Origin of the sequence: Halogeometricum borinquense DSM 11551 (assembly GCF_000172995.2) — an archaeon.
Lineage (GTDB): Archaea > Halobacteriota > Halobacteria > Halobacteriales > Haloferacaceae > Halogeometricum > Halogeometricum borinquense.
In genome coordinates this window covers 286,136-311,632 of record NC_014735.1, presented here as the reverse complement: position 1 = coordinate 311,632, position 25,497 = coordinate 286,136, and the positions used below count along the sequence as shown (strand labels likewise).

The following is a 25,497-nucleotide window of genomic DNA, read 5'->3' as shown; positions in this document are numbered from 1 at the left end:
AGACAGGTCACGACAGCACACTAGTGACGTTCGGTGCGATAGCACTCAAGTGGCTCGAACAGGAGGGTGTAGACCAAATGGTCAAACACGTCCTCGATTACGGCGTGAACCACTTCGGCGTGGCACCTACCTACGGCGATGCGGAACTCAAACTCGGGCCAAAACTCCGACAACACCGCGAAGAGATTTTCCTCGGGTGTAAGACGCAAAAGCGCGGGTACGATGGAGCGAGACAGAAACCCGAACGCTCGCTGAACCGCCTCGGCGTCGAGAAAATCGACCTGTATCAGGTTCACGGCCTCGAACACGAGGAAGAACTGGAGGTGATTACCGGTGATGACGGCGCACTCGTGGCAGTCCGCGATGTGAAAGCGGAGGGTCATCGACCACATCGGACTGACGAGTCACGGGTCGCCGCAACTCATCCTCGATGCCATCAACCGAATCGACGACCTCGAATCGCTGATGTTCCCGTTGAACCCCGCCGTCGTCGGCAAAGACGGCGACGAGTACGACTACGAGAGGGTCCTCGAACGATGCGGGGCAGAAAACATCGAAACGCTCTGTATCAAGGCGTTCGCCGAGGGTCCGTGGCCACCCACCGACGAACTTCCTGAGGCGGACCGCCCGTACGCAAACTGGTACCGACCGGTCGAGACGCCGGACGGGATTCAGGAACGCTTCGACTTTGCGGCCGTACAGGGCGTCACGAGTGCCGTTACGCCGGGCGATCCGAAACTTGTTCGATGGTCCTCGATGCGGCCAGTCGCTACGATGGGATGGACGAGGCCGCTCAACGCTCGCTGGTGGAACGACTGCAGCACGAAGAAAGTCCAGTTCCCGAGAAGTTACATCACTGAATTGTTCATGGAATCAGGAATTCATCGGTTCCATAGTACCGGGTGCAGGGTACAGTAGGATCGGAACTAACGGCATTATTCAGAGTACCTCTTGCGTCGTGGCAGCCACTGGTGACGATTGCGTAGGAAGCAGAAGCAATACCAACACCGGTGCGTACTGAGAATCTCGACCCCATAGATAGAGAATTAGTGTTATTTTCATCAACTCGTGCTTGTTAGGAACTGTACTGGTACGGCCAGAAATCCCGTTATCGCCGACCATAGCGACGCATCTGAGATACTCTATTCCTGGAGGTTCACTCTCCAACAGAGGATCCCCACGGATAGCGCCGTGGTGATGTTAGTCAGCCGTTGGTTTTTGAGTCTGCGCGCCAGTGAGTAACTGCTCTGGGTGATGAATATGATTGAAAGTCTGTACAGTCGTCATGCCTTCTTTGTCTTCTCTTTTTATTTGGATACGGCTATTGACACCAGCGTTACCGGTCATGTTAAGTTTCGTTGTGAACTCAACCTGATGATTGTCTTTGACCTTCACTCCAGGGTGTGTAGAGAACTCGTCTGCTAACTCTCCGATTGGGAGGAACCAGAAGTAGTGACCGTTCCATGTGTGATTCAGGCCAGCCGCTACCGACCCAGTGGCAACCACACTAACATCTTTTTTTGCCCTAGCTTCTATCACATCGACAATCATTTCCACCCGCGCTGTCTCGTCCTCTGGGAGGTGGAAGGTCTGGTGTTGCGTCCACTCTGTCTGATTTGATCTTGTCTGTTCCTGCGTCGTCGTCAACGAGATCTCATAATGGTTCCCAACATTAGCGCTGAAGATATCAGGAACACCGACTTCAATGCTCACATCCTCCCCATACGATAGCGAGTCTTCGAGTGACCAACTGAATCTGTCCTCTTGCGTATGCGTATGCTGGAAGGAGGCTTCTGTCGGGTAATCGTTCGGACCGTACGTACTTGTGAAGACTGATTTACTACTCGTACTCTGACTTTCGATCTGATAATCACCTGATGTCGGTTGCAGATCAAGTCCGTAGCTGTCGTAATAGTTTTTGAATGTCGGGTTAGTGTGGTTCCAGTCCCAGTTATTGCCGCCCCTGCGTTGGTTCATCCACTCTTGCGTCCAGTCTTCGATCATCTCAATGATTTCCATATGAAATCACGTCAGAATATATACACCAATCCATCATATATTTTTTCCCTAATCAACGACTCTGAGGCCCCTAATATAGATTTTCTTCAGTCGGTGGGTTCGATAATGTCAATACACATTGGATAATCTCAGTGCAGTCGGAAAAATCAACAACGACTGGAATTCTTTCAGTAAGAAAACCTAGCGTGATAATGCCACTATTTTAATTACGAATTTATTAATATTTGATAAACGGAAAGAATCTCATGTTAGTCTACTCGAAAGTCGGATCTTTCCAGAGATCTTACATCGTGTTTATCACTGGATAGACAAGAAATCCATATTATAGTAAGGAATAAAATGCTATCTTCTAGTTCCAGGTACAGGCCGACACTCACGAATCCCATTACTGCAACAGAACCACCACACTATGTCCAGGAAGATTCACACTGACGCCGAAGTGCACGGCGACACAGTCAGTATGAATCTTCAAGTACTCTTCCGCGACACCAGCGGCCATATCGACGGCCCCATAGTGGCAATATCGAGGTACTCGTTATTTCCGAAACCGAGTAACTGGATTGACTAATTCGAATTCTTCGCGTCGTCGTACCACAGTTGTTTGTAGAGAGATCTACCGGGTCAATTGAATGGAAACGACGGCAGATTTGGAACCGGGGAAACCGTTCCCGATTCCTGTTTGGCGAAGAGGGCACCGACCGCGGTGTATTCGCTCTCTTGGAGATCTAGGTTGAAGCGATTATTTTGTTGTCGGCTTTCGGTACACTTGGCGATCTAAACGTTGCCGAGCGAATGAAATACTTCTGATATTTTTCTGATCAAGTCCTTTGGTTCAAAGAGGCAGGAAACAGGAAACAGAGTGTCCGCCTTCATTCGTCCCAGATCCAACCTCAATCATCTTCTTCAGGTCACGAGCGTTTGCTTTGGTACCGTGGGAGGTTAGCTCTCATTCGAACTGTCGTACATTGCTTCAAATTCTTGTTCCCCGCGGATCAACTCATCGACGCCCTCGGTGAGCGTCACTTCACCGAATACGGTCGCTCGGTAGTACGTGTAGAGACCGTCTTGTCCCCGCTCGGTTAGCTGACGTTTCTCAACGAGGCCAACATCAACGAGTTTGTTGAGATGATAGTGGAGGGTGCTATCATCGATATCTATCGCTTCCTCCAGTTCCTTGGGGCTCATGTCACCGCTGTGGACGAGTCGGTAAAGAACTTCGTAGCGGGTCCTGTGTCCGACGGCGGCGTGCATCGCAAGATACTCGTCGAGGCTGAGGACGCTATCCTCCGGCAAGAGATCTTCAGGGTCCTCTGGGACGCCGCCGCGGACTGGGTGTGAGTGATTCGTCGCCATCTTACTCAGAGATACGGACCTGAGACTCTTATGTATTCTCAAGCCAAATATTTTCAAAAACATCGATCTTTAAATACTCTCGGTGGGAAAGATCGCTCATGACTGTGGAGATCACGCGCAACCTAATCGCCGAACGGTTGGGCCGCGTGAAGTACGACCGGTTCCTCTTCTATCTGATGGGACCGTACAAGTCATTCAATCTCAACTACGTACTCAGCGAAGAGGAGCGCAGTGAGATTGATATCGAAGATCTCCCAGGGCCCTTGCGCCGCCTCTTCCAGAGCAAAGACGACATCGACGCGGCGCAGGCGCTCTTGCGACGGATACAGGGCGAACTTCGCGTGAATCCCGGGGTAAACGCATTTCTAGCACTCGACGTAGATGTAGATACCGACGACGTGGACGCGGCAACCCAGAGCATCGAATACACGAGATGTAGTAACGCGACTGCGTTCTTGCTGCCGTTTCTGGGACACAACTTCGGTGTTGGAGAGGAGGCAGGGAGTATTCTTGAAGCACTTTCAGAAACCCACGGAGACCGGTTAATCTTCGTCCACGAGGACGACGTTACGAGTGCGATGATTCGGTCAGCACGGGTACGGTGGGACTTACGAGTGGAAACGTACGAGACGGAGGAAGAACTCGTTTCGAAACTCCGGTTCTTCGCTGGCGGCATCATGCAGCGTGAACGTCGGGGCAATCTGAGTCGGTTAGACTGACTGGAGAGAACCTGCCGGGTAGAATATTGAGAAGAGGATTAGAAATCAGAACTCGCCAAGTAATGGGTTATCTCCCAAAACATGGTTCGGCAGATAACCCATCGGCGAGTGCATAACGTGATAGAGATTCTCTCTTTATATACATATAAGCGAAGCTACCCACACCGCAGCTACCAATCGTGGGGTCGAGAGGGTGACGAAGGTGATGATGGAACGGTCAAGGACCGAAAACGACGACGACGGTGCCGGTTGAGTTAGCTGAACAGCGATCCCGGAATATCACTCTCAAGATGAGCATGGAACACGAAAACACGTTTCGGGTACTCCTGATCGATCAAGACCCGGACGACGCCCACTTTATCACGCACTATCTCAGAAAATCTCAGTTGCAGGGTGTAGCAGAATCTATCGACGTAACACATACTGAGACGCTTTCTGAGGGGGAGGCGCGGCTATCCGGGACGGAGTACGACCTCGTGATGGTTGCCCTCGGTCTACCAGAGTATGAGGATTTAGAGACGACACGCCGAATCGCATCTCAAGCACCAGCGGTGCCGATAATCGTGTTAGCGGAGCGGAGCGAGCGCGATACGGCGATTCAGGCGCTCCAAAACGGCGCACAGGATTATTTAATCAAGGATCGTATCGACATTGACCAACTCCTGCGGTCGATTCGATACGCGGTAACGCAGAAAAACCACGAGACGGAATTCGCTCAGCGACGAAACGAATCGGCGGCGCTGAACCCAGTTGAAACACTCATCCGAGAGATCAACACGCCGCTCACCGATGCATCGACCCATAAAGAAGTCGAACAAGCGATCTGTGACTGTCTTACCGCTGAGTCGCCGTACGAATTTGCCGCGATTTGCAGTTTCAGCTCAGAAGCCGGGACGTTCACACCAGTCACATGGGCGGGATGTGAGAGAGACGAACTCGATGACGCGATAGAAGCCACCGAGAAACTGTGCGAGCAGGATCCGCTGGCGATGGCGAACCGAACCCAAGAGGTGCAGTTTCAGAATATCCCGGGAGAGTTAGCCGCTGTATCGGGAGAAACCAAAACGTCCGACGACCAACGCAAGAGCGTCATTACAGTTCCGCTGATCTTCGGTTCGACCGTCCACGGGATATTGACGCTTTTTCGCGGTCAATCACACAGCCTCAGCGAGCGAGAACGGGACGCATTCGGCGAACTCGGTTCGATCATCGGTCTCTGGATTACCGCGGCTGATCGGAAAGAGCGTGAACAGATACTCACGACGCTCCATCACGCCACCAGACAACTACTCCACACCGAAACCAAATCCGATGTCGCCGAACTCGTCGTCAACACCGGAAGAGTGATCCTCGATCTCTCTCACGTCGCTATCTTCTGTATAGACGAGACACAGAACGTCTTAGAGCCGGTCGCAGCGACGCCGGAGTTGGCTGAATGCGCCGCTGAGAACCCATCTGTCGGACCCGACACCACCGATTCGGTCGTCTGGGATGTCTTCGTGAGTGGCGACACAGCACTCGTAGAAGATCTGCAAACCACCGACGCAACGTTCGAGATGGCACAGCGGACAGACGCAGAAAGCGGTCTCTTTGTCCCAATCGGTGACCGGGGCGTCCTCGTTACGCTCTGCGGTTCTGTCGAATCGTTCGACACGCATACTCGCAAGCTCGTCGGCATGCTAGCGGCAACGACTGAAGCCGCGCTCAAGCGGATAGACCACGAGATGGATCTTCGTGAGCGAGATCAGAAGCTCAAAGATCGAAACTGGAAGCTCACACGACTCAACTGGATCAATAAGATCATCCGAGAAATCGATCAGGTGCTCATACAAGCAGCGTCACGCGAGGAGATCGAAGAGGCCGTCTGCGAGAAACTGAACGAAAGCGGGGGGTTTCCGTTCGTCTGGATCGGCGAACGAGATTCGATCTCTGGATCGATCAGCCCACGAGCGTGGGTCAACAACGGAAGCGACTATCTCGATCAGGTCTCGTTCGACATCGACGACTCTAGCGAGCCAGCAGTCCAAACGCTGACGTCAGGGACGATGACGGTGATCCCGAACGTGGCTGACAATCTCCGGGAAGAACCTTGGCGACAGAAAGCCCTCACTAACGGGTACCAGTCCGTCATCAGCATCCCGCTCGTGTACGAAGACGTCCGATACGGGATACTGACGGTGTACGCAAATCAGCAGTCAGCGTTCGACGAACTGGTCAGGGAGGTTCTCGAAGAGTTAGGATGCACCGTCGCCTACGCGATCAACGGGATTCAGCGGCGACGAGGGACGATGTCGGACGAGGTGACTGAGATCAAACTGAAGATTCACGAATCAGATAGCGTCTTGAATCGGATCGCCCGGAAGGCAAACGCAAGCGTCGAGTTCGAGGCGGTTATTCCACAACCCGGCAATAAAACACGTGTCCTGTTCAGCGTGGCAACCGACTCGATTGAGGAGATTCTCTCGGTCGCAGACGAGTTCATCTCGATTGAGTCGATCACGCACGTCCGACAAACGGGTGAAAAGCAGTTATTCGAGGCAACAACCACGGGGTCCGTCGTTGCGCAACCGCTTATCAACTACGGCACGTACCCACAGGAGATAACGGCCGACCAATCAACGATACACGCGGTAATTGAGCTTCCGCAGTTTGCAGATGTTCGTGAGGTTGTCGAACTGCTGGAGAACAACTACGGCAAGACGGAGTTGATTAGCCGACGAGACCGTGAACGGTCGCGGAAAACGAACCGAGAATTCATCACGACCTTCGAAGAGCAACTGACCGAACGCCAGTACGAAGTGCTTCGAACAGCGTACGAGAGCGGATTTTTCGAAGAGCCGCGGGAGATCACTGGGCAGGAAGTCGCAGATCTAATCGGCATCTCCCAATCGACGTTCAATCATCACCTCAGAGGAGCCGAGCGCAAACTATTCGTGTCGCTGTTTGGAGACCGGTAAGTCAGCACGCGCACGCTCAATTGTCAATCGGATCCGCTATCGGTTCATCAAGGAATTCGGATCGGCAGTGCTCCGAACAGAACGCGTAGGTCTGGAGGACTCCGTCCTCATCGCGCCGGGCAGCAAACGAGTACCACTCACTCCTGTCGATCACGTCACCACAGTTCGCACAGAAGGTCATGACGCTGTATCCCCGTTTCCGTGAGTCACAACTGAGCCGGTGTGCATCATCGTCCCTCTGAATACATGAGACGTTAGACTATGCCGCTGCTGACGATATGTATCGACACCGGGTCTGTCCACCCTCGATATATTTCGACTAGTGGGATGAGCCCACGCAATACGTGAGAGATATTCTCTATCATTTATCGGCGCGGTTGCGTATCCCCGCGGCCTCATTTTGCCCACCTGTTGAAGCGAGCGCTCGATATGTACCAACCCGAACTGCACCGCATCTAAGGCAATATCGAGAGTAGGCCCTTGCGGTTCTGTGTGCTGCATAGCGATATGAAAACCGGACAGACCCCGACTGAATTTTCGCGGCGCTCACTGCTGAAGACGGTGGGTATCGGCATCGCTAGCACTGGATTCATTGGTACTGGATCAGCCCAAGAGACATCGGACAACTCCCGTCATGTTGTCGGTACGAAATCACGGTACGGGGTCGATGTCGCGGGGCAGCGAGCCGACGCCGTGGACAAAGAGATCGACTTCGGCAAACGCGGAAAGGCCGTTGTCGGTGATTTCAGTGACGAGGCACTGGCTGAACTCGAAAGCCGAGACGACGTTCGCTACGTTGAACGGGACGTTACGGTCCAAACGCTCGGTCAGTCGCTTCCATGGGGTTGCACGAAGGTCGAGGCGGACACGACCATTCGAGCCGGGGAAACTGGCACTGGTGCGGACGTTGCGGTTCTCGATACTGGAATCGAAAGCACTCACCCCGACCTCACACGGACGCTCGGTGAGGGATACGCAGTTGTGGACTCAGACCGGGGTGAGGAACCGTGGAACGACGATCACACCCACGGAACCCACTGTGCAGGGACTATCGGCGCGGTCAACAACGGACAGGGTGTCGTCGGCGTTGCGCCGGGTGTCACCCTCCACGCAATCAAAGCACTGAACGGAGATGGCAGCGGAACGGGTGGTGACATCGCAGAGGGAATCCGGTGGGCCGCCGACCAAGGGTACGACGTCCTCAGTATGAGTATCGGGGCGACATCCCCTTCCTCCGTAATCGAGGACGCGGTCAAATACGCTTACGACAAAGGTGTGTTACTCGTCGCGGCCGCTGGTAACGAGGGGCCGTGCGATGACTGCATCCACTACCCCGCGGCCTACGACGACGTAGTAGCCGTGAGTTCGACGACTATCGATGACGAACTGTCCGAGTTCTCCTCAACCGGCCCGGAGGTAGACATCGCCGCACCGGGATCCGACATCACGTCAACGGTGATCGGCGGCGGCTACAGAGCCTTTTCCGGGACGTCGATGGCGACACCCCACGTCTCGGGCGTCGGCGCTGTTTTGATGGCTAACGGGGCTTCGAACACGGAAGCGCGCAAGCGCCTCACGGAAACAGCCGAGGACATCGGTCTCGACCAGAACGAGATGGGCGCTGGCCGTCTCGATGCCAAAGCCGCCATACTCGGAGATAGCGACGGTGGCGATGGTGGCAGCAATGCGTTCGAGGTCGTGACGACAAACGCATCGGATGTGAGCCAGACCAGTGCAACGCTCGGCGGCGACCTCACCGGACTTGGCGATTACTCGTCGGCGACTGTCGGCGTCGAATACTGGGTCGATGGAGCGGAACACGACTCGGCAACCACTGTCGAGGTCGGTAGCGAATCGTCGGCCGGCACATTTACGACGACAGTTGAAGAACTGGAGGCGGACACCGACTACCAGTTCCGCGCGTACGCGACGGCTGACGACGATACCGTTACCGGGTCGGCTGTGGCCTTCTCCACGAGTGAACCAGCAGAAGCACCCGTCGTCAAGACGCTCTCGCCCACAGACATTGAACACGAGGAGGCGGAACTCCGCGGTGAAGTCGTCTCGCTCGGCGACGCCGACGAGGTGACGCCCGGCTTCATCTGCTGGGAGAAGGGCGACCGGGACGACGCGGAATATATCGAGGACTTCGACACCGACGAACCCGAGGAATTCGATGAAGACATCGAAGATCTCGATGACGGCGAGACGTACGTCGCCGTGGCGACAGTGACAACACCCGACGGCCACCGGATCGAAGGCAACCGCATCACGTTCGTGACTGCTGAGTGAGAGCGAACGCGCCTGTAATCCGCTCTCGATCAAAATCGGTTACTTCTGCCCAAGATACAGTCCGATCAGTGCTGTCGCTCGAATCGGTATGTCAGCACTTCGCTGCTTTCGTCCCATTCGAAGTCGCCGGGGTGGACGCGTTTCATCCGTTGTTTGTACGCGTCTAACGACTCAGATCCCTCGCGCTTTGCGTCTTCGTCGGTGAAGTCACCGAGCGTTCGATGCTCGACGCTGGTGATCGTAAACGTCTCACCGTCGATATCGAAGGCGTCGCCTTCTTCGGCGTAGCGGTTGCTCGCCCCACGAGTGAGTTGGGTGATGTCGCCGTTCACGACTGCCTGCTGTACGCGTTCGTTGGGGAGCAAGTCGTCCGCATCTATGTTCGACATACCGTCACGTTTGCCCGCCCGAAGCAAAAATCCATCCACAGCAGTGAGAGCGACATCGCTTGCCGCGACATGCGCTACTGCAGGCGACTGACCCGACTGTCTCAGTACAGTGGCATAGAATCACTCAAAGATAAATTACGGCGCAGTTTAAATATCAATAAATATAACTGTCGTGGGATAGTTCGATTTCTCAGATCTATCTGAGAATTTCAACGGCGAAAACGACACAAAGCGCGTCAAATGCGAGCATCGAATTGAGGGCCGTGTGTATCGCTTGATCTCGAACCTATTTCCAGATTCGATATGCTGACGTGATGAAACGTCATGGTTCTCATCCGACGAGACCATACGACAGTTTTCTTATCCCCGGACAATCGAGGTTCAGACGAACTGATGTACGACGATATCCTGCTTCCCACGGACGGGGACGAGTCGATGGACAACGTGTACGCTCACACCCTCGATCTCGCACAGCGTCACGACGCAACCGTCCACATACTCTACGTCATCGACGACCGCGCGTTCCTCACACTCGCGTCTGATGTAGTTGACAACGTAGTTAGCGAACTCGAAGCGACCGGTGAAGAAGCCACCACCATCGCACTCGACCGAATCGAATCGGGCGACGTCGAAGCGACGGCGGCCATCCGACGCGGAAATCCCGCCGAGGAGATTATCGATTACATCGAAAGAGAGGACATCGACATCGTGACGATGGGAACGCACGGTTCGAACTATCAAGAGAACATGGTCGGAAGCGTCTCGGCCCGCGTCGTCGCCGACGCACCTGTGCCCGTCCTGACGGTGAACGTCAACGGATCCGACGAGTAAAATCGACGTCGGATTTTCCACAGGCGCTTCTGAGAGCAACCGTCTCGCTATCCACGGTAGTCCAAACTCCGAGGGTCTGCTAGTTTTCCGAAAACAGTTCCGCGTGGTCTGTGACAAACTGGCGGACTGTACGAGGAGACCGATCGAGAACAGTCGCCACATCATCGGTCGTCCGCCCGGAAACTCCGAGGCGGACGATGGAGTACTCGATACCCATAAACACGATTATCGAGGTGGGTACGCCGCGTCGATACATGTGGCGAGCAAACGCGAATCGTGAGGGGTCAGCATAGGTGATTCGCCGGTCCAGCACGTCCGAGAACACAGCGGCCACAGCGTCGAAGTCCATCGACTCCGGCCCCGTGAGGTCCAGCGTCCGGTTCTCGTAGCCGGCTTCTGTGAGAACCGTCGCAGCCACCGCGGCGACATCGCTGGTATCGACGAATCCCAGTCTCCCATCACCAGCAGGGATGTATATCTCATCATCTGCTGTGATTTCCGGGCGGTGAATCCCGCTCAGGTTCTGCATGAACCACGAAGCACGGAGGAACGTGTACGCCAGATCGGCCCTCACGAGATGTTTTTCGAGTCGGCGATGTGGAAGCACTGGAAGTTTCTCCGCGCCGAGAATGGAAAGGTACGCGACGTGACCGACGCCAACGCGGTCGGCGGCATCGATAAACTCACGAACCGGAGTCACGCCCACAGCGGGTGGGAAAAGAAGGAACATCCGGTTGATCTGTTCGAGCGCGGAACCCCACGTCTCTGGGCGTTCGAAATCGAACTCGACATACTCGGGAGCGTTACCGAACCGCTCACGGGCAGTCTGCGGCGATGTGGTGGCGACACGGACCTGTGCTAGAGTGTCGAGGAGGCGGGTAACCAACGGCTTGCCGACCGTCCCCGTCGCACCAGTGACGAGGATTCGCATCTCAGATCCCTCGGACGATTTCGCTCGCTCAGTCACCACCGTGTGTCACCTCTTGTGCCCCGCGCTCGCGGTCAACGACGCCCTCTGTCCACGTCCCACGCAGGAAGTAGACACCGGAAAGCACCACAATGAGCACGTTCGCAGCCGCGATTCCGTACCAGACACCCATCGCACCCATATCAAACCACGCGACGAGCGCGTAAGCCGGGGGAACGCGGAGAACGATGAGACCGATGATGCCGAAAATCATAGCCAATCGCGTGCTACCGCTCCCTCGGTATGCGCCTTGGACGACGTAGAATACTCCGAGAAAGACGTAGGTAACCCCGACTACACGAAGATAATCCGCCCCGATAGCAATTACAGTCGCAGCCTCTTGACCGGTGATGAAGATACTGACGATGGTCGCCGCGTTGAGATAAACGAGGACGGAGATAACGACGAGCACACCGGCGATAATCCCCGCACTGGCGAACACCGCCTGCTTCGCTCTCCCCGCCTGCTTGGCACCGAGATTCTGTCCGACGGCCGTCTCGGTCCCACGGGCAAGTCCGAGTGCAGGAAGGACGACGAGCGATGTGATCCGAGTCCCGATTCCGAATGCGGCGACCGCTTCCGCACCAGCGAGTGCAACGAGTGCCGTCATCACGGTGATCCCGAACGATTGGGTGCTCATCTCGATACTGGCCGGGGCACCGATAGTGAAAATCTTACTCACGGTCTCACGCGTCAGGACGAAATCGCTCGGCGCGAGGTGGATACCAACGCGTCCGGAAAGCAGGAGTCCGACAGCGATGACAGCGCCGATTCCGCGAGCGGTGATTGTCGCAATCGCGGCACCTTGTACGCCGAAGCCGCCAAATTCCGTCGCCGCGTAGAGATTCGATTGCAGGGTCGTAAGACCAGTCACCTCGAACAGGAGATTATCCTGAAAGCCGAGGATGAGAAACGGGTCGATGACGACGTTCAGAATGACACCAAGCAGCATCAGATAGAGCGGCGTCTTAGTGTCACCCCATCCTTGCAGTAGCGATTGGAAGATGAAGAAGGCGAAGACGAACGGAATGCCGAGAAACATCGTTCGCGTGTACGTAATTGAGAGGCGAAACACCTCAGTTCCCGGTGTTGCACCGATCAACTGGAGCAACCACGGGGCGAGTACGTACCCGAGGACGGAGAAAACGACCGACAACGCGACGACGAACGCGATTGTCTGCCCGGCAACGTCGCTGATACGGTCAAGATTTCCAGCACCCTTGTTCTGAGCGACCAACACCGTGCCAGCGACCGTAAATCCGGCAGCAAGTGTGATGATGAGAAAAACGATCGCCCAAGAGAACGAAAGAGCGCTGACTGCGTCCTGACCGAGTCGGCCGACCCAGAACGTGTCCGCAAGGTTGTACGCAACCTGCAGCATGTTCGTAAGGACAATCGGTATCGAGAGAAACAACAAGGGCTTGAGAATCGGCCCGTCAGTAATGTTAACCGCGCGACCCGGCCCGGGTGGTCCACTCATCGCGCCCCCGCGACCACAGTCCCGATACACCTGTCAATCTGAGCGCGAACCATCGCCGTTGTGTCGGCGTCGCTCGTCACCCGTTGCGTCATTGCTCCATTGATGACGGTCACGAGAAACCACGCAAACACGTCTGCACTCACGGCGTTGAATTCGCCATCCTCGATTCCGGCCTCGATGATTGCGGCGATCTGATCGTGAAAGAACTGATCGTGACACGTGAAATGATCGCGGTAGCGGGGATTGTGCGCCGCCTGGCCCCTGAGTTCAACGATTGCCGTTGCAAACTGGCGGCGCTCGGGCGAGAGCGGAGTCGCAAGCACGTGGTCGAGAATCGAGTCTAAATGCTCACCCGCACTGTCCGCATCGTCGAAGGGAACCAGCCCCTCAAAACGGTCTAACGCGAATTCGAGAAAATCGAGGAGCAGTTCGTCTTTCCCATCATAGTGGTGATAAATAAGCGATTTACTCTTCGGAAACTGCTCACCGATTCGCTGTATCGTAAGGTCGGCGTACCCGTACTCGCAGAGAGCAAGATAGGTCGCACGTATGATCTCTTCCCGCGTTCCCCCCGGCGAGTCAAGAAATGGACTGGTTGTCGGCATCCCTGATTGAATATTCAGTCAAGCAGTATAAGCGCTTTCGGTACCACCGATTCCAACGCGTCTAACGGCCGCTACCAGACGTTTTGTTCTCAGACACCCATTCCAAGAACGCGCCGGATGAGGAAATCTCCGACAGTGATTCACCACATAAATGACAGTGGAAAAAACTTATCTTGTTATCTGATGATTATGTCCCTACGTGGAGCCCCCGTCCGCTAATGTCTGAGCAAAAAAGTTGGTCCGCCGAGGATACTGAGGAAGTTCAGTACGATCTCTCGTCGGGCCGATATGGTCTCTTCGAGTGTGCGACCTGTGATAACATCGTTCTCTCCTTCGGTCGGGGTGACAAACCAATATCCTGTCACGGCGAACCGATGCAGCAGAAGACTGACTGTGAGATGAACATCAAGTCACCGGACATTAGACAGGTCCTTTTCCAGGCCTTCGGACTCCCGAAAGCCGGGCTTGACATCTGCCTCTACGTCATCGGTGACGGGCCACTCTCGGCAAGCGAGGTGGCTGAGACGCTCGGGTACGACCGAAGCACAATGACCCGATATCTGAACAAATTGGTTGACCTCGGACTCCTCCGTCGGTCGGAGTTGAACCGAGAAGACGGTGGCGTGGTCAATATGTATCATTCTGTGGATCTCGACCGGATGCGTCGTCAGACGCTGCTCGGATTCTACGTCTGGGCCGGCGAGGCCGCTGCACTCATCGAAGAGGCGAATCTAACCAAGCAAGACTACCTCGAACGGAACCCCGACAAAGAGCTTCCAGACGTGTTCTGGGATTCACTTTCCGATGACTAAGCCGGATTGACACCGCAGAGAGTTTGTTTCAGTTGCTGAGTCGTTTCGCGCCCGTGCAATCGAGATGAATAACCGCCAGAGATTCTTTATCATAGCTGTTATCGCTACCAACATATGTCAGATTTCGATGTTATCGTCGTCGGGGGCGGATCCGGCAACAACGTCGCTGCGGCCGCGGCCGACGCTGGACTCGACACTGCGCTGGTCGAACCGGGACCGCTCGGTGGAACGTGCCTGAATCGAGGATGCAATCCTTCGAAGATGCTGATTCAGGCGGCAAATGCGGCAAATAGCGTCCGAGATGCAGCGAAATTCCACGTCGATGCCACCGTCAACGAAATTGATCAAGCCGCCGTTATCGACGAAATGGACGACTTGCTCGGCGGGATTGCGGAGGATATGGAAGCGCGGTACCGAGAGAAAGAGCATCTCACGCTATTCAAAGAGTACACCGAGTTCGTCGACGAGCGAACGCTCAAACTCGACGGCGACGCAGTCACCGCCGAAAAGGTCGTTGTCGCAACCGGCAGTCGCCCAATCGTGCCACCGATTGACGGCCTCGACAACATCGATTACCTGACGAGTCAGGAGGCCCTCAACCTCCGAGAGACTCCCGAAAGCCTCGTTATTCTCGGTGGAGGCTACATCGCAGTCGAACTGGGATACGCGCTGCAATCGATGGGAACCGATGTCACTATCGTAGAGATGCTGGACTCGCTGGTTCCTCGTGAAGACGGCGATATCGCCGCAGCGTTCACGAAAGTCGCCGCCGAGCGTCACGATGTCTACACCGGACACCGCGTTACCGCCGTCGAAGAACACAGTGAGGGCTATGCCGTCCACGCTGAGACCGAGGCCGGAGACAAACTGACCGTCGAAGGGAGCGAAGTACTCGTCGCACTCGGACGGCAACCCAACAGCGACGACCTCGGGCTAGATGCAGCGGGTATCGAGGTCACCGAACGCGGATTTATCGAAACCAACGAATATCTGGAGACGACCGCCGAGAACGTGTGGGCGCAGGGTGACGTCGCGGGCAATGCGCTATTCAAACACTCCGGCGACTACGAGACACGCCACACGGTTTCAAACGTCGTCCACGGCGAACACAGAGCCATCGACCTTTCGGCGATGCCACACACGATTTTTACCGAGCCACAGATCGCCGGTGTCGGGGCGACAGAAGAAGACCTCCAAGAAGAGGGGACAGAGTACGTCGTCGGCCGAGCGGCGTTCGCCGAGTCAGCAATGGGTCGGGCCAAGAAACTGGAGGACGGATTCATGAAGGTTCTCGCTGCACCCGACGGAGAGATACTCGGCAGCCATGCCATCGGATATGAGGCATCGACACTGCTCCACGAGGCCGTCATCGCAATGCGACACGGCCTCTCCGTCGCCGACGTTGCCGAAACCATCCACGCACACCCGACGCTGAGCAAGGTGGTCGAGGCCGCGTTCCGAGATGTGCCGAACTAATCCAATCAAAAATCTCGTTTCTCGCCACGTTACCTACTACTTCGAAACTCCGCTGCTCGTTGCTCACCGAGATCGATCAACTCCTGAAGGAACGACGGGCTTCGATCTACCTTCGTGGAGCAATGATATTCGTGTTCCAGCTGAATCCGATGGATTTCGGTCTTTTTAAACGAGTGCTCGGGCAGGTGCCCTTCATCGATCCACTCGTTGACGCGTTCGACGGCCCGCAGTTCCTGATTCAACGAGATATTCCCCGAGAGTTCGTTTCGCCGGTCAGCGATTTCATCGAGTGAAGTGGGCTCGCTCTGCCGCTTTTGTGGGTTGATTTGAATCACCCACAGCTCATCGGGCTTGTTGGCGACATCGCCGGTCATCAGGTCGTGAATCGGCGGATTCTGACTGAAGAGGCCATCCCAATGGAAGTGGTCGTTGATTTCGACGGCCTCGAAGAAGTTCGGAACGGCAGCACTGGCGAGCACCGCTTGCGGCGTCACGTTTTCATCGTTGAACGTCTCGAATTTGCCGGCGTTGATGTTGACCGTCCCGATCACGAGGTCTGGTGCATCACGGTCGCAGAGATCCGGAATCTCATCGAAGTCGATGTGCCGTTCGAGTATCTCTCTGATTCGCTCTTTTCCGAGGTCGGAGCCGGGTGTCTGGTAGGGGCTGAGTTGCGGGAGTGGAAACCCGTTGGACTCCAATCGGAACATCCCAACAACCCAGTCATTGGTGATTTTATCGGTGGCGGTGTCAGCAGCGATATCAGACCAGAACGCGTCGAGAAGCTCGATAGAACGGTCCGCGTCGGCCGTGACGAGTCCATACCACGCCGCGAGTGCGTTGAAAGCTCCGCCGGAGGTGCCGCTAATGCCAACTAACTCGTGGTCATTGTTCCACTCACGGAGCAGCCCCTTCAATACGCCTGCCGTGAACGCCGTGTGGCTGCCACCGCCTTGACAGGCGATGGCAACGTTCGTTGATTCGTTTTCACTCATAGGTCGTCGTGTAGCCGCCGTCCCAAAGCATATCGCCGCCGTTGAGGTGCTTGCCGTGTCCGGAGAAACCGAACACGAAGAGGTTTGCCACCTCGGCGGGAGTCATCATCTCCTTCGTGCGGGCCTGCCCGAGCATCACGTCCTCGACGACCTCGCGTTTGGAGATGCCTCGTTCGTCGGCCGTACCTTCGATTTGATTCACCATGAGCGGAGTGAGAACGTATCCGACGCTGACTGAGAATCCTCGAAGGGTCCCTTCGCCCTCGGCAGCGATAGCGCGGGTGAGTCCTTCGAGACCGTGTTTTGCAGTGATATACGCGGGTTTGTCCTGAGTCGCGTAGTGGCCGTGTACCGAGGACATGTTCGCGATAGCGCCGACACCGTCGTCAGTCGCGCGGATGTGCGGCATCGCTAGTTTCGCGGTCAAAAACGGGGCGCGCAACATGATGTCTACGATGAAATCGTACTTCTCCATAGGGAACTCCGGAATCGACGCGATATGTTGCATTCCGGCGATGTTCGCAACGTATCGAAGCTCTCCCTGATCGGCCGCAACCTCGATCATCGCCTCCACGTCGGCGTCGTCAGTGAGGTCGGTCGTCACTGGATGTATCGTCCCCGCCACAGCGATGTCATCAGCGAGGTCAACTGTCTCTGTGAGACCATCGTCGTCGATATCGGCACCGATGACGGAGAGCCCGTTTGCTGCGAGCGCGACGGCAGTCGCTTGTCCGATGCCCGACGCAGCACCGGTCACGACGGCCGTGGTCTCGGGACCGAAGTGCGGATCCTCCAGAACGAGCAGATCGTCGGCAGTCAGTTCCGGTTCGGTGAGGTCGAACTCGTGTGGCATATGCGTGAAAAGGCTAACGCGGACGAGCCGTATAGTGATACACCGGGTGTGTAATACAGATACACACCGGGAATCGAATCGGAGTCTACCGGAACGATGTACAGTCTCGCATTCAGATACACTAGTCGTACAGACGAGTAGGGTGGATATCCGTCACTCAAGAGCTACAAAATCGGTTCACTGGAGTGATATTCAATAATGAATGAACAAAATGAACAGAACCGATGAACACATATAGTGAATAGCTGCTATCGAGATTAACGTCGCATAGCGGTTCACTGGGTCGAAAGACACCGCCTGTACCCTACTTAAACACATCTCACTTAACGGCTGAATCACCAAGCCGTCGTTATATTCCTATGCGTGTAATGGAACTTCTGAGTGTTGCAACGAGGGCCACGGTTTGCAGATACCGCATCTAAGGAGAATTGACTCAGCAGGGATCACCATTGTATTCACACAGTGCCAATACTATACTCAGTCAGCGAATTGCTGTTCAATCGACCGAGGAGACCGTTTTCGAACGACTGCACGGACCCGATTTCCGAACGTATAGATGGGTGGACGGGGTGATTAAAGCCAATGAAACAACACTTAAATTGGCACGACCGGCGGTCACTACTTCGGGGAATCGGTGTGACCCTTCTCGGTGTCGGACTTTCAGGGTGTGCCGGTCCAGACGACGAAGAGAATGGTGAGGAAGACGAAAATGATGGAGAAGTAGACGACGAAGCAGACGGAGAAAACGAAGGCGAGGGAGACGAAGACAGAGAAAGCGGCGACGATGGCGAGGAAGAAGACGGACGCGTAAATCCGCTCCCAGAATCTCGAATCCGAGCACCCGCTGTGCGCAGTAACTAAGTACTCTCTAGAAAAGAGAATGTCCGTCGTGTGTATCGAAGTAGATATTCAACTACTTTAGTTGTAGTTGTTTATAATGGCAACATACTTTGCAGATATTATCCATAGTACCCACGGAAACTCATTATATTATTTGATATTCCCATAAGTGATTAAATTTTAGGCGCAAAAATAGCTGTGTTAGATGGCAGATGTCTGAATGATCTAGAAGTAAGAGAACCACCATGTGTGTTAAAAACAACCATGTTACATCGGACAATAGCAGTAATTTATTTTATTCTTTCCGCGATAAGTGTAAAACCTTAACACAGATGCTTTGTTACCGAACGTTTGTCATGGCTGCAGAATACGGAATCATCAGCTTGCTGCCAGCGCTCCTGGCCATCGTGATGACGTTGGTAAGCAGGCAGGTGCTTCTCTCACTTTTCACCGGCATCTGGATCGGTGCGACCATCTTAGTGGGATGGAACCCCATCGAGGGGGCGGCGCACTCGCTCCAGATGGTCATCAACAGCGTTACCGCATCGTTCAACAGCAAGCTACTCCTGTTCACGTTCCTCTCGGGGGCAATGCTCGGGATGATCTTCCTCTCGGGCGGGATGAGCGCGCTGGCACAGCGTATCATCTCCCGCATCCAGACTCGCAAGCAGGCGGAGTTAGGGACGGGCATTCTCGGGATGCTCATCTTCGTCGACTCCTATGCGAGCACGATGATTACGGGATCCGTGATGCGTCCGATCACGGATCAGTTCGACATCAGCCGCGAGAAACTCGCGTACCTGCTTGACTCGACGACCTCGCCCGTTGTGAGCGTCGCCGTCGTCTCAACGTGGGTTGGCTTCGAGGTCGGTCTCATCAGAGACCAGATCAACAGCATCAGCTCCATCGACCAGAGCGCGTTCATGGTGTTCCTGCAAAGCATTCCGTTCCGCTTCTACAGCCTGCTGGCGGTCACCCTCGTGTTCATCCTCATCGTGATGGACTGGGACTTCGGACCGATGAAGCAGGCTGAAAAACGCGCGAAAGAAGAAGGGAAAGTCCTCGGCGACGACGCCGACCCCCTCATCGAAACGCGCGAAGAGGACATCGACACGCCCGATCACGTCGATCCGCGCTGGTGGTACTTCGCCGTGCCCATCGTCTCGCTCGTGGCCGTGACCGGTTTCGGCCTGCTCTACTCCGGCGGCTGGCCGTCAAAGGCCCCCGTCGAAGCGTTGAAGGGTGCGGCCACGGCGGACGCAATTCTCTGGGGCGTCTTCTCAGCGTGTGCGTTGCTCCTCGCCATTCTCGTGGGACACGCTCGCGTCGAACTCGAAGAGGTGAGCGACTCCATCTTCGAGGGCTTCAAAATGGTCATGTTCCCCGTCGCCGTCCTCTCGCTGGCGTGGACCATCGGCTCGGTCAGTGAAGCGCTTGGCGTCGGTCCGTACGTCGTCAGTATCTCACAGGGCATTATCACGGCCCCGATGCTGCCCGCAGTCGTGTTCATTTCCGCGGCGATCATCTCGTTCGCCATCGGGACATCGTGGGGGACGATGGGGATCATGTTCCCGGTCGCGGTGCCGCTGGCAGTCCAACTCGGCGCGCCGCTTCCGGGTGCGACCGGCGCAATCCTCACCGGCTCGCTGTTCGGTGACCACTGTTCGCCCATCAGCGACACAACGGTTATGTCGTCGATGTTCGCCGGAGCAGACCACGTTGACCACGTGAACACGCAGATTCCGTACGCGCTTCTCTGCGGGGTAGTTGCGACGGGGCTGTTCCTCGCGGGAGGCTACGGCGTTTCCTCGCTCACGGTCTTCGGCTACACAGTCGGCCCGCTCGTGCTGCTCGTCGCTGGCGTCGCCGCGCTCTTCGTCGCCGCGTACTACCTCTCCGAGCACGCTGACGTGAACGTCCCGACGACGTTCGGATCCTCGTCCGACTGAGAAAGCACTCGACTTTTTTTATTGCCAGTCCGCGCGAGCAGGTCGTTCCCTCGACAGATAGCTTCGAGTCCCATCCCAAAAATCGGCAGTGAGAAACAGATACCATGAGGGGAAAACGCTTACTTAACCACCCAACAGTATTCAGGTATCGTGACTAGTTTGGCCGGGATATCGGACACTCCGATTCGTGTTCTCTACGTGAACACTGACGAGGACTTCACTGAACTGGTTCAGACGAAGCTCTGCCAAGCCGACGCCGATATCGAATTCATTCACGCGACGAATGCACGCACGGCAGTGGAAACGGTGTCTGTCGAGCGAATCGATTGCGTCGTGACGGCCTATTCACTCGCCGACGAAACCGGAATCGACCTCACCGAATCGATTCGCCAGCAGGACGAGGACCTGCCGATAGTTCTCTTTACTGGGCAAGGAAGCGAGGAGGTTGCGAGCGAATCAACCCGTGCCGGGATCACCGACTACATCACCATCCGCACGGACCGCGACAACTTCGAACTGCTCGTCCACCGGATCCAAACGCTCGTACAAGCCGCACGGGAACGACGAGCAGCCGAACGAATCAACAATCGCTTCCAGCGGACGCTCGAACGGACTGCCGACGCTATCTACGCTGTGGACACCGAATGGCGCATCGAGTACATGAACGAGCAGATGGCCGACCGCGTCGGCCGTGATCCCGAGACTGTCGTCGGAACAGTTCTCTGGGAAGAGTTCCCCACGATCACCGGGACGAAACTCGAAGAACAGTACCGGACCGCGATGGAAACTGGGGAGCCGATTTCGTTCGAACAATACCTCGAAGAACCGTTCGACTATTGGGTCAAAGTGCGCGCGTTTCCCGACGAAGACGGACTTACCGTATTCTCTCGGGAGATTACCGACGAACGAGAACGCCAACAGGAGCTAGAACGGAACGAAGCTATTCTACAGAAGATTCACGATGTCGTGTTCGTCATCAACGAAGACGGCAGAATCCAGTTCGCCAATTCCGCCGCAGCACGCGTGTTAGAACGGAGTCGTGAGAGTCTCGAAGAAGAGCGCCTCAGCGGCATTGTCAGTAGTCGAGTCTCTGATTCGGATGCACGGGAGTTTAAGAGTGCGGTGACGGAAACGCTCCAAGAGATCGACGGGGACGGAGGAGTTACCGGACTGTACGATTTCGATCTCCAACTCGGGTTACGAGTTGGGACCAAGCGGCGGGTGTTCGACGTTCGACTGACACCGTTCCAAAGCACGATGAATCGCCAAGTGCTCGTCGTCGCGCGAGATGTCACAGAACAGAGTCAAGCACGGAACCAGCTCAAACGAGAGCGAGACGCACTACGGGAGTTACAAACCGTAATGGCAGACAGCGAACTCTCAACGGACGACCGACTGACGGAACTACTGGAAGTCGGGTGTCAGACGACCGGGCTCGAAATCGGAATCATCTCGAAAATTGAGGGCGACAAATACACGGTTCGTTCGGTTCACACTCCCGATGGAAGTATCGAAACTGGCGACCGGTTCGACCTCGAATCGACATACTGTGAGGTGGTCGTCGCACAAGATTCGGTCTGTGCATTCAGCGACGCCATTTCAGCAGGGAAATCATCGCACCCCGCGTACCAGCAGTTTGAACTTGAATCGTATATCGGCGTGCCACTCGTTGTTGATGGGAACCGATATGGAACACTCAACTTTTCAAGCCCAACGACGCGAGAGTCCGAGTTCGGAACACTCGAACGGACGTTCGTCGAATTACTGGCAGAGCTCGTGAGTTCGGAACTATCGCGAGACCGGAGCCGAACTGAACTCGAACAGACGAACCAACGGTTGGAATCGCTTATCGAGGCCGCACCGCTTACGATCATGGAAATCGACCGCGACGGCGAGGTTTTACTGTGGAACCGCGGCGCAGAGCAGATGTTCGGCTGGTCGCGCGAAGAAGTGGTCGGAGAATTCAACCCCATAGTCCCCAAAGAGGGGCAATCGGAGTTCAAGCAACATCGACAGCAAGCACTACGTGGGGAGCGAATACGAGGCAAAGAGATCCAGCGACAGACAAAAGATGGCGAACGGTTAGACCTCTTGCTCTCAGTTGCACCGATTACAGAAGCCGGTGGCGAGGTGACGAGCATTATCGCTGTTCTCGACGACACGACCGAACAAAAGCGATTAGAGAACCAACTCCGAGCGCTCCAAGAAACCGCACAGCAACTGAGCGTTGCCCGGTCACGTGAGGAAATCGGTGACATCGCCGTCGAAGCGGCTGTCGATGTCCTTGGGTTCGATATAACTGGTATTTGGCGGCACGATGACCGCGAGAATGCGCTTGTTCCGATTACTGAGACGACAGCCGCCCGGGAACGGTTCTCCGAGTCACCCCGGTTTACACCAGGAGATAGTCTCGCGTGGGAGGTTTTCGAGTCGAGAGAGATACACGTCTGTGACGATGTCGAAACAAGCAGCTCGGTATACAACCCCAACACACAGATAAAAAGCGAGATATACGTGCCGTTAGGCGATCACGGACTCATCTCAACGGGATCGACCGTCGGACAGCGATACTCCGAGACGGAAGTTGATTTATTCAGAATCCTCGGTGCAACCGTCGAAGCGGCACTGGCACGGGCCGACCGCGAAGAGGAGCTCCGGCGACAGAACGAACGTCTCAACGAGTTTGCGAGTGTTGTCGCTCACGACCTCCGAAATCCCCTAACTATCGCATCGGGATTTCTGGAAGTCGTTAAAGAGACGGACGATCCAACTCACTACGAGAAGATAGAATCCGCACACAGCCGTATCGAGCGACTGATCGACGACTTGCTCACGCTAGCGCGCGGGGAGACGCTAATCGAGGACACAGAGCAGATTAACCTCACAGACATCGCCACAGAGGCGTGGGGGTACGTGGATACCAGCCAAGCAACGCTCACGGTCTGCGACCAAGCCCCGGTCGTCGCTGGTAATGCAGGACGACTAACGCAACTGTTCGAGAATCTGTTTCGTAACGCGGTCGAACACGGTGGAACCGACGTGACGATTACAGTTGGTGGATTAGACGACCGTGAGGGATTCTACGTCGAAGACGACGGACAGGGGATCTCACCGGAGCGACGAGAGGACGTATTCGAGCACGGCGTCACCTCGAACAAGGGCGGTACGGGTTTCGGTCTGTCTATCGTCGCAGATATCGCACGAGCGCACGGCTGGACTGTCTCAGTAGCGGAGGGTACCGACGGCGGTGCCCGGTTCGTGTTCGAGACGGACTCGTAGTTACTCACGTTCACAAGCGGGCGACGCCGGGGAGGAGGTCAACGAATACACTTCGCCAGCCAGAATTACACGCCACCGTTGCGTACGAAGGTGATTTTGCTGACGTTCCGGCGGCAACTCTCTTATCAAATCAAAATGTTAATTAAATCGAATGAATTATCGCTCTTAGATGCCACGGTCGTACTCTGAAAAAGTCGAACATGGGTTTCAGCAAGGTATCGCGTTTGGATACCTGTATCCCCGTCGCAGGGCAGTGTTTGCAGGAGTTTTGTCGATGACTGTCGGGCTATTCCTGGCAGTTGCAGGACTGATTCAGTTTGGTGAGATCGAGGGTATTTCACAGTTGGGCGTGCTCGTCACTGACCCGTCAGTGGGGGCGTTCGCGATTGTGAGTGTCAGTATTACCGTTGGGATAAACGTGAGCACGTTCCTGTTGTTTGGGTTACTCGCACCGGACGATCTGCAATCGGACGTCGGCGTATTGAGAAATCCGATCACCCACATTACCTCTGCAGCAGCATCCGCACTCATTTTTATCATCGCTTTCGTCGCGATCACGTTCCTGAACGGCCTTTCACAGTGGCTCGGTATCGCTCTTGCTGCGCTCGTTATCGCGTATCGGTACAACAGCTCGTACTTCTGGAGTGTGCTCGGCGGAACACGGACACAAATTACCTGGACAAGCTGGACCGGTATCTTGCTCCCGATTGTCGCTGCCGCGATCGTCTATGTGACCGGATCGCTTCCGTCGTGGACAATCGGTGAATGGGCCGTCGGAAGTTACTACGTGCTAATCGCGGTACTGTCGTTTATCGGACCGGTCGATACGATTCACGGACTGATCAGCGAGCAAATTAACACCGTCGCTACGGCGATTATGTGCGTTCAAGTCCTCGAAGACCGTCGCGAAGAACTCGCCGAGAACAGTCCAGACGACTGTGAGATCGAGTTCCAAGTCGATGTACCGTCGTCGATGCCCGACTCTCTACGGGAAGCGCAATGGACCGTGAATGCAACTAAATACGTCGAACAGCGATTCCAAGCGTACGAAACGTACGTCAAGGCCTATCGAGAACTCGCTGAAACTCTCAACGACAGCGTCTCGGAACGCGCTGGGACTGGCGACCGAACCACACTCGGATCGGTCGTTGCCGGGTTCGCGAGAAACATGCATCCCAAATACTACGACGATGCTGAGGAAGCCCAACGAGCGGCGGCCGTTCTCGCGTCCGTCGTCGAAAGCTACAATACCGGCTACGCCTCGGACGTTGACGATCTCGGCCCCGAAGGAGAGATCGAATCGCTGATCGACGTTCTCGCTCCGACCGACACCTCGCTCGATAAGATCGACGCGCTGTTCGAAACTGCTCCCGGTGCGTAATATCTCACTCCGCTAGGTTGCCGAATGCGAACGCCGTCATCGGCAACTGATTCTCGGGTCGCGGTGAGCATTCCTCGGTCACGAGAGCATTATAAAAGGTGAATCCACGACCGCCGAGCCGTCGATGGGCATCGGTCGTCAGATACAACCACCCGAGTGCGATTCCAGCATCGAGCTGAGCAACGCAATAGCCGCGGTAGCCCGGTTGCTCGACGGTCGCGTCGACATCGGCCATAAGAGAGACGTTGACTGCGGCGTCGCCAACGACAACCAGACCCAATGCGAGCCGTCCGGCTCTGT

The 25,497-nt window shown here is 55.5% G+C and carries 20 protein-coding genes and 1 pseudogene; 11 read left to right on the top strand and 10 right to left on the bottom strand.

Going from position 1 to position 25,497, the window contains the following annotated elements; genetic code table 11:
* Positions 1 to 23 precede the first annotated feature (23 nt).
* Positions 24 to 860, top strand: a pseudogene (locus tag HBOR_RS15590) (aldo/keto reductase).
* Between the two features lie 340 nt (positions 861 to 1,200).
* Here HBOR_RS15590 and HBOR_RS15585 read toward each other — a convergent pair.
* A complete protein-coding gene (locus HBOR_RS15585) occupies positions 1,201 to 2,019 on the bottom strand; it encodes a hypothetical protein (protein WP_006056172.1) in 819 nt (272 codons plus the stop codon).
* Between the two features lie 939 nt (positions 2,020 to 2,958).
* On the bottom strand, positions 2,959 to 3,372 hold the full coding sequence (locus HBOR_RS15580) for a winged helix-turn-helix domain-containing protein (protein ID WP_006056174.1): 414 nt from the start codon (positions 3,370 to 3,372) through the stop codon (positions 2,959 to 2,961).
* 98 nt (positions 3,373 to 3,470) lie between these two features.
* On the opposite strand from HBOR_RS15580, the gene HBOR_RS15575 reads away from it, so the two are divergent.
* Both HBOR_RS15575 and HBOR_RS15570 read left to right on the top strand, forming a co-directional pair.
* The gene (locus HBOR_RS15575; RefSeq protein ID WP_006056175.1) at positions 3,471 to 4,091 is read left to right on the top strand and encodes a DUF7509 family protein; all 621 of its coding nucleotides are present in this window, start codon (positions 3,471 to 3,473) and stop codon (positions 4,089 to 4,091) included.
* Positions 4,092 to 4,387: 296 nt separating this feature from the next.
* Complete coding sequence (locus HBOR_RS15570) at positions 4,388 to 7,048, top strand: bacterio-opsin activator domain-containing protein (protein ID WP_006056176.1); 2,661 nt, start codon at positions 4,388 to 4,390, stop codon at positions 7,046 to 7,048.
* Positions 7,049 to 7,064: 16 nt separating this feature from the next.
* Here HBOR_RS15570 and HBOR_RS20655 read toward each other — a convergent pair whose 3' ends face one another.
* Positions 7,065 to 7,229, bottom strand: coding sequence for a DUF7576 family protein (locus HBOR_RS20655; RefSeq protein ID WP_006056177.1), 165 nt, complete (start codon positions 7,227 to 7,229; stop codon positions 7,065 to 7,067).
* Positions 7,230 to 7,555: 326 nt separating this feature from the next.
* On the opposite strand from HBOR_RS20655, the gene HBOR_RS15565 reads away from it, so the two are divergent.
* Positions 7,556 to 9,340 carry a S8 family serine peptidase gene (locus HBOR_RS15565; RefSeq protein WP_006056178.1) on the top strand — a complete coding sequence of 595 codons (1,785 nt, stop codon included), beginning with the start codon at positions 7,556 to 7,558 and terminating at the stop codon, positions 9,338 to 9,340.
* A gap of 65 nt (positions 9,341 to 9,405) precedes the next feature.
* On the opposite strand, the gene HBOR_RS15560 is transcribed toward HBOR_RS15565, so the two are convergent.
* The gene (locus HBOR_RS15560) at positions 9,406 to 9,729 is read right to left on the bottom strand and encodes an ASCH domain-containing protein (protein ID WP_006056179.1); all 324 of its coding nucleotides are present in this window, start codon (positions 9,727 to 9,729) and stop codon (positions 9,406 to 9,408) included.
* 393 nt (positions 9,730 to 10,122) lie between these two features.
* On the opposite strand from HBOR_RS15560, the gene HBOR_RS15555 reads away from it, so the two are divergent.
* On the top strand, positions 10,123 to 10,560 hold the full coding sequence (locus HBOR_RS15555) for a universal stress protein (RefSeq protein ID WP_013446602.1): 438 nt from the start codon (positions 10,123 to 10,125) through the stop codon (positions 10,558 to 10,560).
* A gap of 79 nt (positions 10,561 to 10,639) precedes the next feature.
* Here HBOR_RS15555 and HBOR_RS15550 read toward each other — a convergent pair whose 3' ends face one another.
* From HBOR_RS15550 to HBOR_RS15540, 3 genes are read right to left on the bottom strand one after another with little or no spacing between them, the layout of a single operon-like run.
* Positions 10,640 to 11,491, bottom strand: coding sequence for an SDR family oxidoreductase (locus HBOR_RS15550; RefSeq protein WP_006056181.1), 852 nt, complete (start codon positions 11,489 to 11,491; stop codon positions 10,640 to 10,642).
* 28 nt (positions 11,492 to 11,519) lie between these two features.
* Entirely contained in the window at positions 11,520 to 13,007 is a 1,488-nt protein-coding gene (locus HBOR_RS15545) for an MATE family efflux transporter (protein ID WP_006056182.1), read from the bottom strand.
* On the bottom strand, positions 13,004 to 13,612 hold the full coding sequence (locus HBOR_RS15540; protein ID WP_006056183.1) for a TetR/AcrR family transcriptional regulator: 609 nt from the start codon (positions 13,610 to 13,612) through the stop codon (positions 13,004 to 13,006). The genes HBOR_RS15545 and HBOR_RS15540 overlap by 4 nt, the downstream gene beginning before the upstream one ends.
* Before the next feature lie 218 nt (positions 13,613 to 13,830).
* On the opposite strand from HBOR_RS15540, the gene HBOR_RS15535 reads away from it, so the two are divergent.
* On the top strand, positions 13,831 to 14,424 hold the full coding sequence (locus tag HBOR_RS15535) for a MarR family transcriptional regulator (protein WP_006056184.1): 594 nt from the start codon (positions 13,831 to 13,833) through the stop codon (positions 14,422 to 14,424).
* A gap of 114 nt (positions 14,425 to 14,538) precedes the next feature.
* Positions 14,539 to 15,900 carry a dihydrolipoyl dehydrogenase family protein gene (locus tag HBOR_RS15530; protein WP_006056185.1) on the top strand — a complete coding sequence of 454 codons (1,362 nt, stop codon included), beginning with the start codon at positions 14,539 to 14,541 and terminating at the stop codon, positions 15,898 to 15,900.
* Positions 15,901 to 15,929: 29 nt separating this feature from the next.
* On the opposite strand, the gene HBOR_RS15525 is transcribed toward HBOR_RS15530, so the two are convergent.
* Both HBOR_RS15525 and HBOR_RS15520 read right to left on the bottom strand, forming a co-directional pair.
* The gene (locus HBOR_RS15525; protein ID WP_006056186.1) at positions 15,930 to 16,895 is read right to left on the bottom strand and encodes a patatin-like phospholipase family protein; all 966 of its coding nucleotides are present in this window, start codon (positions 16,893 to 16,895) and stop codon (positions 15,930 to 15,932) included.
* Positions 16,888 to 17,748: an SDR family oxidoreductase gene (locus HBOR_RS15520; RefSeq protein ID WP_006056187.1), complete on the bottom strand. Its 861-nt coding sequence runs from the start codon at positions 17,746 to 17,748 to the stop codon at positions 16,888 to 16,890. The genes HBOR_RS15525 and HBOR_RS15520 overlap by 8 nt, the downstream gene beginning before the upstream one ends.
* A 582-nt stretch (positions 17,749 to 18,330) precedes the next feature.
* Between HBOR_RS15520 and HBOR_RS15515 the strand changes: the two genes are divergently transcribed.
* From HBOR_RS15515 to HBOR_RS15500, 4 genes are all read left to right on the top strand, one after another.
* Positions 18,331 to 18,609 (top strand): hypothetical protein, encoded by a 279-nt coding sequence (locus tag HBOR_RS15515; protein WP_006056188.1) that lies wholly within the window; start codon positions 18,331 to 18,333, stop codon positions 18,607 to 18,609.
* Positions 18,610 to 18,944: 335 nt separating this feature from the next.
* Entirely contained in the window at positions 18,945 to 20,537 is a 1,593-nt protein-coding gene (locus HBOR_RS15510; protein ID WP_013446600.1) for a Na+/H+ antiporter NhaC family protein, read from the top strand.
* Positions 20,538 to 20,696: 159 nt separating this feature from the next.
* Positions 20,697 to 23,816 (top strand): PAS domain-containing protein, encoded by a 3,120-nt coding sequence (locus HBOR_RS15505; protein ID WP_006056190.1) that lies wholly within the window; start codon positions 20,697 to 20,699, stop codon positions 23,814 to 23,816.
* Positions 23,817 to 24,090: 274 nt separating this feature from the next.
* A complete protein-coding gene (locus tag HBOR_RS15500) occupies positions 24,091 to 25,197 on the top strand; it encodes a hypothetical protein (protein ID WP_006056191.1) in 1,107 nt (368 codons plus the stop codon).
* Positions 25,198 to 25,201: 4 nt separating this feature from the next.
* Here the strand turns inward: HBOR_RS15500 and HBOR_RS15495 are convergent, their stop codons facing one another.
* A complete protein-coding gene (locus tag HBOR_RS15495) occupies positions 25,202 to 25,477 on the bottom strand; it encodes a hypothetical protein (RefSeq protein ID WP_006056192.1) in 276 nt (91 codons plus the stop codon).
* Positions 25,478 to 25,497: the final 20 nt, after the last annotated feature.